Consider the following 12532-nt stretch of genomic DNA (forward strand, 5'->3'; position numbering starts at 1 on the left):
GCCCGGTTACATTCCGAACCCGGAAGCTAAGCCTTACAGCGCCGATGGTACTGCAGGGGGGACCCTGTGGGAGAGTAGGACGCCGCCGAACAATCTTTGGGAAGGACCCCTGGTCACCAGCGTTCAGCTGGGACCAGGGGTCCTTTTCGTGTTTTGAAACAAGCGCAGGCCAGGGCGCATCGGGTACCCGACTGCGCGAGAATGACTTGCGGTACCGAAGACAGGAGTCACCATGTCCACCAACTCTCCCGACGAGCGACCGGAGCGCGACCAGCAGCGACGGGACAGTGGTGACCGCGGCGACCGCGGCGGGTACCGCGGGGACCGTGGCGGCTTCCGCCGCGACAACGACCGCCGCGACAACGACCGTAACGACCGCGGTGGTTACGGCGCCCGGCGTGACGACCGTCGTGACGACAACCGTGGTGGTGGCGGTGGCTACGGTCGCCGTGATGACCGTCGCGACGAGCGCCGTGGTGACGACCGTGGCGACCGCGGGGACCGTGGTGGGTTCCGGCGTGACGACAATCGTGGTGGCGGTGGCTACGGCGGCCGGCGCGACGACCGACGTGAGGGTGACCGGGGGCCGCGTCCGTCGTTCCAGCGTGACGACCGTGACCGTGGACCTCGCCGCGACGACCGGGGCGACCGCCCTTCCTTCCGTCGTGACGACCGTGGTGACCGGGGCGACCGCCCTTCCTTCCGTCGTGACGACCGTGGTGACCGGGGCGACCGTCCCACCTTCCGTCGTGACGACCGTGGCGCTCGCCCGGAGCGCCGGGACGACGACCGCGGCGGCTTCCGGCGTGACGACAACCGTGGTGGCGGCGGTGGCTACGGTCGCCGTGACGACCGTCGCGACGACCGCCGCGGTGACGACCGTGGCGACCGCGGTGGGTTCCGTCGTGACGACAACCGTGGCGGCGGCGGTGGCTATGGCGGCCGGCGCGACGACCGACGTGAGGGTGACCGGGGGCCGCGTCCGTCGTTCCAGCGTGACGACCGTGACCGTGGACCTCGCCGCGACGACCGGGGCGACCGCCCTTCCTTCCGTCGTGACGACCGTGGTGACCGGGGCGACCGTCCCACCTTCCGTCGTGACGACCGTGGCGCTCGCCCGGAGCGCCGGGACGACGACCGCGGCGGCTTCCGGCGTGACGACAACCGTGGTGGCGGCGGTGGCTACGGTCGCCGTGACGACCGCCGTGGTGACGACCGTGGCGACCGCGGGGACCGTGGTGGCTTCCGTCGGGACGAGCGTGGCGGTGAGCGTGACCGTGGTTTCCGTGGCGGCGACGCGCGCACGGGTTTCCGGCGCGACGACCAGCGGGGCGACCGCGGTGAGCGTGGCGGGTTCCGGGGTCGGGACGACCGTGGTGGACGCGGTCCGCGTAGGGACGACCGAGGCGGTCGGCCCGGTGGCTTCCGCGACCGGGACGACCGGCGTGGCGGCGGCGGTGGGCGGTTCCGCGAGGAGCGGGATCGTGACCGCGAGCCGATCAAGCGGCTGCCGATCCCCGAGGACGTCACGGGCGACGAGATCGACAAGGACGTACGGCAGGAGCTGCAGAGCCTGCCGAAGACGCTCGCGGAGGACGTCGCCAAGAACCTGGTGATGGTCGCCCGGCTCATCGACGAGGACCCCGAGGGCGCGTACGGCTACTCCAGGGTCGCCCTGCGGCTGGCGTCGCGCGTCGCGGCCGTGCGCGAGGCGGCCGGATTCGCCGCGTACGCGAACCAGAAGTACAGCGAGGCGCTCGCCGAGTTCCGGGCCGCGCGGCGGATGACCGGCAGTGTGGAGCTGTGGCCCGTCATGGCCGACTGCGAGCGTGGGCTCGGGCGGCCGGAGAAGGCGCTGGACATGGCCGGCGCTCCCGAGGTGCACAAGCTCGACAAGGCCGGGCAGGTCGAGATGCGGCTCGTCGCGGCCGGCGCCCGGCGTGACATGGGGCAGCTGGACGCGGCCATCGTGACGCTGCAGAGCCCTGAGCTGGCCTCCGGCTCCGTCCAGCCGTGGACCGCGCGGCTGCGGTACGCGTACGCGGACGCGCTGCTCGCGGCCGAGCGGGTCGACGAGGCGCGCGAGTGGTTCGCGAAGGCCGTCGAGGCCGACCGGGACGGCAGCACGGACGCCTCCGACCGGCTCGCCGAGCTGGACGGGGTGGAGTTCGTCGACGCCCTCGACGAGGACGCGAGTGACCGTGAGCGCGGGGAGGTCCAGGCGGAGAGCGCCGACGCCTCCAAGGTCGACGCGGATGACAAGGTCAACGCGGGTGACAAGGTCGACATGGATGACAAGGACGACACGGACGGCCAGGTCGACACGCACGGCAAGGACGGTCAGTACGACGAGGACTGACGTCGGTGAGTGAAGGGGCGGGATCCCGGGTCAGGGGTCCCGCCCCTTTTGTATGCCCGCTAGAGGAGCCTGTCAGAAGGCCCTGTCAGAAGGCCCTGTCAGAAGGCTCGCTCAGAGGTCCAGCGCCCGCAGGACCAGGCCTGACGCCGGTTTCGGGCCGAAGGAGGTGGACTTGCGGGGCATGGTGACGCCCTGGCGGGCGAGGTCGCGGACGACTTCCTCGCGGACCGGGTGCAGGAGCACCGCCGTGCCGCCGTCGCGTTCCGCCTTCGCGACGGTGGCGGCCGTCTCGTGGATGTAGGCGATGTGGGCGGGGGAGTCCTCGGAGATGTGCCAGACGTGGTCGAGGAGCGTGGCGTGCAGGACCGTCGCGTCCAGCGAACGCCAGGCGGCGGGGTGCTCGGCGGGGACCGTGCGGGACAGGAGGCCCGGGTCCGGGCGGTCGATGAGATGGAAGGCGCCGTCGCCGGCCAGGAGGAACGCGTTGCCCTCGCGGGCCGCGTCGGCCAGTGCGTCGAGCGCCTGCGCCAGGGGCACGTCGAGACGGCGTACGCGGAACAGGCCGTCCAGGGCGGACAGGGCGTCGGCCACGGGCAGGCCGTGCAGGAGGCGGTGGATGGCGCGGACGCGCAGGGGGTAGCGGGCCGTGTCGACGAGGAGGACCAGACCGTAGTCCCAGGGGCTGGGGGAGGAGTGCTCGGCGCGGAGCCGGCGATAGGTCGCCCAGCGGTGGTGGCCGTCGGCGATCAGGGCCTGTTGGTGGGCGAGGTCCCCCTGGACGCAGGCCACTTCGGCGGGATCGGTGACCGACCAGAGGCGGTGGCTGAAGCCGTCCTCGGTGGTCGTGTCGAGGAGCGGGGGTCGTTCGGCGGCGCGTTCCACCACCTCGGCCGCCGAGCCGTTGCCGCGGTACGTCAGCAGCAGGGGCTCCAGGTTCGCGGAGGTGGCCCGCATCAGGGCCGCGCGGTCCGCGACGACGTGCGGCATGACGTCCTCGTGGGGCAGGACCACGCCCTCGGACGGCTCGGAGAGGCGCAGGGCGCCGATCAGACCGCGCTGGATCATGCCGTCGCCGTCATGCTGCTCGTAGACGTACAGGCCCGGTTCGGGGTCGGTGGTCAGGACGCCCTCGTCGAGCCAGCGGCGCAGGGTGTCGGCGGCCTGGGCGTTGCGGGCGGTGGGGGTGGTGGCCTGGGGGAGAATCAGCCGCACGATGTTGTAGGGGTCCGCGGACTGGAGATGGTGCAGACCGTCGGGGCGGACGACGACGTCGTACGGTGGGGACGTCACGGCGGCCAGGCTGCCGACCCGGTCGGGGTCGTATCGCAGGCCTCGGAACGGGGTGAGTTCCAGGCCTCGGCGCGCCGTTGCTTCCGAGTGACCTGCTGAGTTCATCCCGGCATCGTACGTGTGTCAGTGGCATGCGGGATGATCGGGGGAAAGTCGAGTGAACGAGGAGCGATGTGTAATGAGCCGGAGCGTCAGGACGAGGCCCGAGGGCAGTGGGCAGGCCCTGAGCGAGGCATACGACACGGCGCTGCTCGACCTGGACGGTGTGGTGTATGCGGGTGGTAACGCGATCGTGCACGCGGTCGAGTCGCTCGACACGGCCCGCGCGGGCGGGATGCGTCTGGCGTACGTCACCAACAACGCGCTGCGCACCCCGGACACGGTGGCCGAGCACCTGAGCGAGCTGGGGATACCGACGGGGCCGGACGACGTCATCACGTCGGCGCAGGCGGTGGCCCGGCTCATCAGTGAGCAGGTGCCCAGGCGCGCGCGGGTGTTGGTCATCGGCGGGGAGGGGCTGCGGGTGGCGCTGCGGGAGCGTGGGCTCGTGCCCGTGGAGTCCGCCGACGACGATCCCGCCGCCGTCGTGCAGGGGTACGGCGGGCCCGACCTGCCCTGGGGGCGGTTCGCGGAGGCGTCCTACGCCGTCGCGCGCGGGGTGCCGTGGTTCGCCTCCAACACCGACCTGACGATTCCGAGCGGGCGGGGGATCGCGCCGGGCAACGGGGCGGCGGTGGAGGTCGTGCGGATCGCGACCGGGGCCGAGCCGCAGGTGGCGGGCAAGCCGTTGCCGCCGATGCACCGGGAGACGATCCTGCGGACGGGTGCCGAGCGGCCGCTGGTGGTCGGGGACCGGCTGGACACGGACATCGAGGGCGCGTTCAACGGCGAGGTCGACTCGCTGCTGGTGCTGACCGGTGTCACCGACGGCGCGCAGTTGCTGGCCGCGCCGCCGCAGCACCGGCCGACGTACGTCGACGCGGATCTGCGCGGGCTGCTCACCGGACAGCCGGAGGTCACGGAGGCCGACGGCGGGTTCCGGTGCGGCGGGTGGACGGCGACGGTCGGCGACGGGCGGCTCGAACTCGACGGTGAGGGCGAGGCGTTGGACGGCCTCCGGGCGCTGTGCGCGGCGGCCTGGACGGTGGCCGGGGAGGGCACCTGCGAACTGGACGGGGGCAAGGCGCTGGCGCGGCTGGGGCTGTGAGGTAGGTCGGCGCTCGGCCTGTGAGCGCGACCGCCGTGAGGTGGGCCGGCGCCCGACGGTGAACCTGAGCGCTGCGAGGCGCGTCGGTGCCCGGCCTGTGAAAGTGCGCGACGGACCCGCAACGGGCCTGTGAACCCGAGGCCGTGTGCCGACCAGGGAGCGAAGGGAAATGCGAGGGTAGGCTAACCTAACTACGTGTTGGTCGACAGTCCTCCCGAACAGCGCGCGGAGACCGCCCCCGCGCCCCCAAGACGCCGGGCGGTACGGAGCCTTGGGCTCCTGCTCTCCGTCCTGATCCTGGCGCTCGTCGCCCTGGCGAGCATCGCGATCGGCGCGAAGGAGCTGTCCGTCGCGCAGGTCTGGCACGGCCTGTTCGAGAACTCGGGGACGTACGGCGACGTCGTGGTCGACGAGCGGCTGTCGCGGACCGTGCTCGGGCTGCTCGCCGGGGCCGCGCTCGGCCTGTCCGGGGCCGTGCTCCAGGCGCTGACGCGCAATCCGCTCGCCGACCCGGGGCTGCTCGGCATCAACGCGGGCGCCTCGGCCGCGGTCGTCACGGCGGTGACGTATCTGGGTGTCACGAGCCTGACCGGCTATGTGTGGTTCGCGTTCTTCGGGGCGGCCGCCGTCGGCGCGCTGGTCTGGTTCCTGGGCGGCAGCCGGGGTGCCACGCCCGTGCGGCTCGCCCTCGCCGGTACGGCGATCAGTGCCGCGCTCTACGGCTACCTCCAGGCCGTGATGATCATGGACGACGCGGCGCTGGCCAAGATGCGCTTCTGGACGGTGGGTTCGCTGTCGTCCGCGACCGACGAGACGATCCGCCAGGTGCTGCCGTTTCTCGCGGTCGGCACCGTCCTCGCGCTCGCGCTCGCCCGGCCGCTCAACGCGATGGCCATGGGCGACGACACCGCCAAGGCACTCGGCGCCAACCTGAACCGCACCCGGGCGCTGTCCATGCTCGCCGCGACCGTGCTGTGCGGGGCGGCGACCGCCGCCTGCGGGCCGATCGTGTTCGTCGGGCTGATGGTGCCGCACGTCGTGCGTTCCTTCACCGGTCCCGACCTGCGCTGGATCCTGCCGTACGCGACCGTCCTGTCGCCCGTGCTGCTGCTCGGCGCGGACGTGATCGGCCGGATCGTCGTCCGGCCCTCGGAGCTCCAGGTCGGCATCGTCACCGCGATCATCGGCGGCCCGGTCTTCATCTATCTCGTACGACGGAGGAGGACGGCGCAGCTGTGAAGACCGCTGACGTGAAGACCGAAGACGTGAAGACCGAAGACGTGAAGACCGAAGACGTGAAGACCGAAGACGTGAAGACCGCGGACAAGAGCACCCGAACCGCGCGTGGTGTCCGGGCCGTGCGCGGCCCGGGCGGGGTCTCCGTCCGGGCCGTGCGCGGCCCGGGCGGGGTCTCCGTCCGGCTGAACGTCCGCGCGTTGACTGTCGTCGTCCTGCTGCTGCTCGCCGCGCTCACCGCGAGCGTGGCGCTGATCGGCACCGGCGACTTCCCCATCCCGGCCTCCGACGTGCTGAAGACGCTGGTCGGTGACGGCAACCCGGGGCAGGAGTTCATCGTCAACGAGCTGCGGCTGCCGAGGGTCCTCGTCGGGCTGCTGGTCGGCGCCTCGCTGGGGCTCGGTGGCGCGTTGTTCCAGGCCATCTCCCGTAATCCGCTGGGCAGCCCGGACGTGCTCGGCCTCGGGCAGGGCGCGACGGCGGGCGCGCTCGTGATGATCGTGCTGTTCTCCGGGAGCCCCACCGAGGTGACCCTCGGGGCGCTTGTGGGCGGACTGGTCACGGGCGCCGCCATCTACCTGCTGTCCTGGAAGCGGGGCGTGCACGGCTACCGTCTGGTGCTGGTCGGCATCGGCGTCGCGGCGATCGCCACGGCGGTCAACGGCTATCTGCTCACCAAGGCGGACCTCGTCGACGCGGCCCGCGCGGTCGTGTGGATGACCGGGTCCCTCAACGGCCGTGACTGGGAGCAGGTCTGGCCGCTGCTCGCCCTGTGGGCGGTGCTCGTGCCGTTCGTCCTCGCCAACGCGCCGGGTCTACGGATGATGGAGATGGGCGACGACGTCTCCAACGCGCTCGGCGTGCGCGTGGAGCGCGTCCGGCTGCTGCTGATGGTCGCCGCCGTGCTGCTCACCGCGTCCGCCACGGCCGCCGCGGGCCCCGTCAGCTTCGTGGCGCTCACCGCGCCGCAGCTCGCCCGGCGCCTGACCCGCTCGCCGGGACCGAACCTCCTGCCGTCCCTGTGCATGGGCGCCACCCTGCTCGTCACCGCCGACTGGGTCTCGCAGCGGGCCTTCGGAGCCGACCAGTTGCCCGTGGGCGTGGTCACCGGCGTCGTCGGAGGCGTCTATCTGCTGTGGCTGCTGGTCACCGAGCGCAAGGCGGGCCGGATATGAGCGGCTCAGCGAAGAAGAACACCCCAAGGAGTACCGTGAACCGCCTGTCCGCCGAGAACGTCACCCTCGCCTACGACCAGCGTGTCATCGCCGAACAGCTGTCGGTGGAGATCCCCGACAACTCCTTCACCGTGATCGTCGGTCCGAACGCGTGCGGCAAGTCGACGCTCCTGCGGGCCCTGTCGCGGATGCTGAAGCCGTCCCAGGGGCGGGTGCTTCTCGACGGGCAGGTGATTCAGTCGATGCCCGCGAAGAAGGTGGCGCGGACGCTGGGGCTGCTGCCGCAGTCCTCGATCGCGCCCGACGGGATCACCGTGGGCGACCTGGTGGGTCGCGGCCGCTACCCGCACCAGGGCATCCTGCGCCAGTGGTCGGCCGAGGACGAGCGGGTCGTCCAGGAGTCCATGGCGCAGACCGGAGTCGCGGAGCTCGCCGACCGGTACGTCGACGAGCTGTCCGGCGGTCAGCGCCAGCGTGTGTGGATCGCGATGGCGCTCGCGCAGCAGACACCGCTGCTGCTGCTCGACGAGCCGACGACCTACCTGGACATCCAGCACCAGATCGACGTGCTCGACCTGTGCGCCGAACTGCACGAGGAGCAGGGCCGCACGCTCGTCGCCGTCCTGCACGACCTCAACCACGCGGCCCGGTACGCCACCCACCTGATCGCCCTGAAGGGCGGCGAGGTCATCGCGCAGGGAGCGCCGAACGACGTCGTCACCGCCGGGCTGGTGGAGGAGGTCTTCGGGCTGCGCTGCCAGGTCATCGACGACCCGGAGACGGGTACCCCGCTGGTGGTGCCGGCGGCGCGCACTGCGCGGACGCCTGGCCGGCAGGCGGTCGCTACAGAAGCTTCCTGAGCTGGAAGAGGTCCCTGAGACCGGCCTCCAGCTTCACCCGCCCCGAACCCCACGCCTTCGCGAAGTTCAGCTCGCCCGCGACCAGCGCGACCAGATCGTCACCGGTCATGGTCAGCCTGATCTGGGCCTTCTCCCGAGGAGGGCCCTGCAGGGTGTCCTGCACCACGATCCGGCCGGCCGTCATCCGGCCGATGAACGTGACGTCCAGGTCCGTGATCCAGCAGGTCACCGAACGGTCCAGGGAGGCGGCCGTACGGACGTCCCCTTCGGCGCTCTGCATGTTCTCCGAGAGCTTCTCGAGTGCCGCACGGCACTCCTCAATGGTGGCCATCGCGATCGACGGTACCCCAGGGGTTCGGGGTAGCGTCTGGGCATGAGCGAGACAGTGCCGGAGCCCGAGCCCGCGCCGCAGGCGCAGCCGCGGGAACCGGAGCCACAGGAACCGGAGCGCGACCCCGCCGCGCCCGCCGCGCTGAACGTGCCCCGCACCCCCACCGGCAACGCCGAGGTCGACGCCCAGCTGGCGCGGCTCGGTGACGCGGACCACCTCGCCACGGACGGGCATGTCGAGGTGTACGAGGATGTACACCGGGGGCTGCGCGACGCGCTCACCGCGCTCGACGCCCGCCCGGGACCTCCGGTGCCCCCCTCGACATACGAGAGCAGGAGCTGAACCGAACGTGGCAGGAGTCGCACGCCGCCGTCTGGACGCGGAGCTGGTCCGCCGGAAGCTCGCGCGCTCGCGCGAGCACGCCGGCCAGCTGATCGCCGCCGGGCGGGTCACCGTCGGCAAGACCGTCGCGACCAAGTCCGCCACACAGGTGGAGACGGCGGCCGCGATCGTGGTCGCCGTCGACGGCAGCGACCCGGAGTACGTCTCCCGGGGCGGCCACAAGCTCGCCGGCGCGCTGGAGGTCTTCGTGCCGCAGGGGCTCGTCGTCGAGGGGCGGCGGGCGCTGGACGCCGGCGCGTCCACCGGTGGCTTCACCGACGTACTGCTGCGCGCGGGCGCCGCGCACGTCGTCGCCGTCGACGTCGGATACGGACAACTCGCGTGGTCTCTGCAGAGCGATGAACGCGTCACCGTCAAGGACCGTACGAACGTACGCGAGTTGACGCTTGAAGCGATCGATGGGGAGCCTGTGGATCTTGTCGTGGGGGATTTGTCCTTCATCCCACTCGGGCTGGTGCTGCCGGCCCTGACGCGGTGCGTGAAGCCGGACGCCGACCTGGTGATGATGGTCAAGCCGCAGTTCGAGGTGGGGAAGGAACGGCTGGGCAGCGGGGGAGTCGTACGCAGTACGCAGCTGCGGGCCGAGGCCGTGCGGGGGGTCGCCGGCAAGGCCTGGGAGCTGGGTCTAGGGGTGAAGGGTGTGACGGCCAGTCCGTTGCCCGGACCCTCGGGCAACGTGGAGTACTTTCTCTGGCTGCGGTCCGGGGCGCCGACCCTGGACCCGGCCGATGTTGACCGTGCAGTTGCGGAGGGGCCGCGTTGACTCAGAACCGAGCTCGAACTGTTTTCCTGCTCGCCCACACGGGGCGGCCCGCCGCCATCCGCAGTGCGGAGCTGGTGGTGAAGGGGCTGCTGCGCTCGGGCATCGGCGTGCGCGTCCTGGAGTACGAGGCGCGCGACCTGCCGCTGTCGGACGAGGTGGAGCTGGTCAAGGAGGCGACTCCGCAGTGCCTCGACGGGTGTGAGCTGCTGATCGTGCTGGGCGGCGACGGGACGCTGCTGCGCGGCGCCGAGTTCGCGCGGGCGTCCGGGGTGCCGATGCTCGGGGTCAACCTCGGGCGGGTCGGGTTCCTCGCGGAGGCCGAGCGGGACGATCTCGACAAGGTCGTGGACCGGGTGGTCACGAAGGCGTACGAGGTCGAGGAGCGGATGACCGTCGACGTCGTCGTTCACCGCAACGGGGACATCGTGCACACGGACTGGGCGCTGAACGAGGCGGCCGTCCAGAAGGTCTCGGCGGAGAAGCTGCTCGAGGTCGTCCTCGAGATCGACGGGCGGCCGGTGACGGGGTTCGGGTGTGACGGGATCGTGCTGTCCACGCCGACCGGGTCGACCGCGTACGCGTTCTCGGCGGGTGGGCCCGTGGTGTGGCCCGAGGTCGAGGCGTTGTTGATGGTGCCGATCAGTGCGCATGCGCTGTTCGCGAAGCCGTTGGTGACGTCGCCGGATTCTGTGTTGGCGGTGGAGGTTCTGCCTCATATCCCGCCGGGGGTCCTGTGGTGTGACGGGCGGCGGACTGTGGAGTTGCCGCCCGGGGCGCGGGTGGAGGTGCGGCGGGGGGCTGTGCCGGTGCGGTTGGCTCGGCTGCATCATGCTTCGTTCACGGATCGGCTGGTGGCGAAGTTCGCGTTGCCGGTTTCCGGGTGGCGGGGGGCGCCGCACTAGCCGGTTCGCGGTGGGGCGCTGGGGAGCGTCGGCGGCTGCGGGTGGGTTGTGGCTCGTCGCGCCCACACGGCGGAGCCGCATGTCGACACAGCCCCGCGCCCCTTTGGCCGGACCACTCCCCCGGGTGACAAGGGCAGCCCATATTCAATCGTTCACCTGCGGCTTCCGACTATGGGGCCGGGGGCCGTCGCACTGTCCGCCCCCGACCTCGTAAGGTCTTCTCCGTGTTGGAGGAGATGCGGATACGGTCGCTCGGGGTCATTGACGACGCTGTCGTCGAGTTGTCGCCGGGGTTCACCGCCGTCACGGGTGAGACGGGTGCGGGTAAGACCATGGTGGTCACCAGCCTCGGATTGCTGCTGGGCGGGCGGGCGGATGCGGCGCTCGTGCGGATCGGGGCCGAGAAGGCGGTTGTGGAGGGGCGGATCACCGTGCCCTCGGGCGCCTCGGTGGCCGTTCGGGCCGAGGAGGCCGGGGCCGAGCTCGACGACGGGGCGTTGCTGATCAGCCGCACTGTGTCGGCCGAGGGGCGCTCGCGGGCGCACGTCGGCGGGCGCAGTGTGCCTGTGGGGATGCTGGCCGAGCTCGCCGACGAGCTGGTGGCCGTGCACGGGCAGACCGACCAGCAGGGGCTGCTGAAGCTGTCCCGGCAGCGGCAGGCGCTCGACCGGTATGCCGGGGATGCCGTCGCCGTGCCGTTGGCGAAGTACGGCGAGGCGTACCGGCGGCTGCGGGCCGTGTCCGTGGAGCTGGAGGAGATCACCACACGCGCGCGTGAGCGGGCCCAGGAAGCCGACATGCTGCGGTACGGGCTCGACGAGATCGCCGGCGTGGAGCCGCGTGCCGGTGAGGACGTGGAGCTGGCGGAGGAGGCGGAGCGGCTGGGGCACGCGGAGGCGTTGTCGTCGGCCGCCACGGCCGCTCACGGCGCTCTGGCGGGCGATCCGGAGGACCCCGAGGGAATTGACGCGACCACCCTCGTCGCGGGCGCTCAGCGGGCCCTGGAGGCCGTACGGGCGCATGACCCGGCGCTGGCGGCGCTCGCCGACCGGATCGGGGAGGTCGGGATCCTGCTGGGCGACGTGGCGGGGGAGCTGGCGGGGTACGCCGACGACCTGGACGCCGACCCGCTGCGGCTCGCGGCGGTCGAGGAGCGGCGGGCCGCGCTGACCGCGCTGACGCGCAAGTACGGCGAGGACGTCGGCGCGGTGCTCACGTGGGCCGAGCGGAGTGCGGCCCGGCTCACCGAGCTGGACTCCGACGACGAGCGGATCGACGAGCTGACCGGCGAGCGGGACGCGCTGCGGATCGAACTGGGCGGGCTGGCGCAGGCGCTGACCGACGCCCGTGCGGAGGCCGCCGAGCGGTTCGCCGCCGCCGTGACCGCCGAGCTGGCCTCGCTGGCGATGCCGCACGCGCGTGTGTCGTTCGAGATCCGGCACACCGAGGACCCGGAGGGCGTGGAGGTCGGCGGTCGTGCCGTGGCGTACGGGCCGTCCGGGGTCGACGAGGTCGAGCTGTTGCTCGCGCCGCATCCGGGGGCGCCGCCCCGGCCCATTGCCAAGGGTGCGTCCGGCGGTGAGCTCTCGCGCGTGATGCTGGCCGTGGAGGTCGTGTTCGCAGGGACGGATCCCGTGCCGACGTATCTCTTCGACGAGGTCGACGCGGGCGTGGGCGGCAAGGCGGCCGTGGAGATCGGGCGGCGGCTCGCGCGGCTCGCGAAAACCGCCCAGGTCGTCGTGGTGACCCACCTGCCGCAGGTGGCCGCGTTCGCCGACCGGCAGTTGCTGGTCGAGAAGACGAACGACGGGTCGGTGACGCGCTCCGGTGTGAAGGTGCTCGAAGGGGAGGACCGGATCAGGGAGTTGTCCCGCATGCTGGCCGGGCAGGAGGACTCGGAGACGGCCCGGGCGCATGCGGAGGAGCTGCTGGCGACGGCTCGGGAGGGCGCGTAGGGCCGAGGACACGGGAGGGAGTGCAGCGTGCTGAGCCGGCGTCCGGGAGGGC

The 12532-nt window shown here is 72.0% G+C and carries 12 protein-coding genes and 1 rRNA gene; 11 read left to right on the forward strand and 2 right to left on the reverse strand.

Annotated features, from left to right (window positions below; translation table 11 throughout):
* From rrf to AC067M_RS34320, 3 genes are all read left to right on the forward strand, one after another.
* Positions 1 to 91, forward strand: a 5S ribosomal RNA gene (gene rrf, locus AC067M_RS34310); the annotation flags it as partial.
* Between the two features lie 235 nt (positions 92 to 326).
* Positions 327 to 1616 carry a hypothetical protein gene (locus tag AC067M_RS34315; protein WP_478701052.1) on the forward strand — a complete coding sequence of 430 codons (1290 nt, stop codon included), beginning with the start codon at positions 327 to 329 and terminating at the stop codon, positions 1614 to 1616.
* Entirely contained in the window at positions 1508 to 2359 is an 852-nt protein-coding gene (locus tag AC067M_RS34320) for a tetratricopeptide repeat protein (RefSeq protein WP_478701047.1), read from the forward strand. Before AC067M_RS34315 ends, AC067M_RS34320 begins: the two co-directional genes overlap by 109 nt.
* A 111-nt stretch (positions 2360 to 2470) precedes the next feature.
* Here AC067M_RS34320 and AC067M_RS34325 read toward each other — a convergent pair whose 3' ends face one another.
* Positions 2471 to 3754 carry a DUF1015 domain-containing protein gene (locus tag AC067M_RS34325; protein WP_478700937.1) on the reverse strand — a complete coding sequence of 428 codons (1284 nt, stop codon included), beginning with the start codon at positions 3752 to 3754 and terminating at the stop codon, positions 2471 to 2473.
* 73 nt (positions 3755 to 3827) lie between these two features.
* Between AC067M_RS34325 and AC067M_RS34330 the strand changes: the two genes are divergently transcribed.
* The 4 genes from AC067M_RS34330 to AC067M_RS34345 all read left to right on the forward strand — a co-directional run bounded on the left by AC067M_RS34330 (position 3828) and on the right by AC067M_RS34345 (position 8127).
* Entirely contained in the window at positions 3828 to 4856 is a 1029-nt protein-coding gene (locus tag AC067M_RS34330; RefSeq protein ID WP_478700938.1) for an HAD hydrolase-like protein, read from the forward strand.
* A 195-nt stretch (positions 4857 to 5051) separates the two neighbouring features.
* Positions 5052 to 6095 carry a FecCD family ABC transporter permease gene (locus tag AC067M_RS34335; protein ID WP_478700939.1) on the forward strand — a complete coding sequence of 348 codons (1044 nt, stop codon included), beginning with the start codon at positions 5052 to 5054 and terminating at the stop codon, positions 6093 to 6095.
* Between the two features lie 119 nt (positions 6096 to 6214).
* The gene (locus AC067M_RS34340) at positions 6215 to 7267 is read left to right on the forward strand and encodes a FecCD family ABC transporter permease (RefSeq protein WP_478701048.1); all 1053 of its coding nucleotides are present in this window, start codon (positions 6215 to 6217) and stop codon (positions 7265 to 7267) included.
* The gene (locus AC067M_RS34345; RefSeq protein ID WP_478700940.1) at positions 7264 to 8127 is read left to right on the forward strand and encodes an ABC transporter ATP-binding protein; all 864 of its coding nucleotides are present in this window, start codon (positions 7264 to 7266) and stop codon (positions 8125 to 8127) included. Before AC067M_RS34340 ends, AC067M_RS34345 begins: the two co-directional genes overlap by 4 nt.
* Here the strand turns inward: AC067M_RS34345 and AC067M_RS34350 are convergent.
* Complete coding sequence (locus tag AC067M_RS34350) at positions 8111 to 8458, reverse strand: sterol-binding protein (protein WP_478700941.1); 348 nt, start codon at positions 8456 to 8458, stop codon at positions 8111 to 8113. The two genes, AC067M_RS34345 and AC067M_RS34350, sit on opposite strands and share 17 nt — an antisense overlap.
* 42 nt (positions 8459 to 8500) lie before the next feature.
* Between AC067M_RS34350 and AC067M_RS34355 the strand changes: the two genes are divergently transcribed.
* The 4 genes from AC067M_RS34355 to recN all read left to right on the forward strand — a co-directional run bounded on the left by AC067M_RS34355 (position 8501) and on the right by recN (position 12480).
* Positions 8501 to 8800 carry a hypothetical protein gene (locus AC067M_RS34355; protein WP_478700942.1) on the forward strand — a complete coding sequence of 100 codons (300 nt, stop codon included), beginning with the start codon at positions 8501 to 8503 and terminating at the stop codon, positions 8798 to 8800.
* 7 nt (positions 8801 to 8807) lie between these two features.
* A complete protein-coding gene (locus AC067M_RS34360; protein WP_478700943.1) occupies positions 8808 to 9623 on the forward strand; it encodes a TlyA family RNA methyltransferase in 816 nt (271 codons plus the stop codon).
* A complete protein-coding gene (locus AC067M_RS34365) occupies positions 9620 to 10525 on the forward strand; it encodes an NAD kinase (protein ID WP_133929214.1) in 906 nt (301 codons plus the stop codon). The genes AC067M_RS34360 and AC067M_RS34365 overlap by 4 nt, the downstream gene beginning before the upstream one ends.
* A 236-nt stretch (positions 10526 to 10761) precedes the next feature.
* Complete coding sequence (gene recN / locus AC067M_RS34370; protein WP_478701049.1) at positions 10762 to 12480, forward strand: DNA repair protein RecN; 1719 nt, start codon at positions 10762 to 10764, stop codon at positions 12478 to 12480.
* The last annotated feature ends 52 nt before the right edge of the window (positions 12481 to 12532 follow it).

Source organism: Streptomyces sp. NPDC043427, assembly GCF_056436655.1.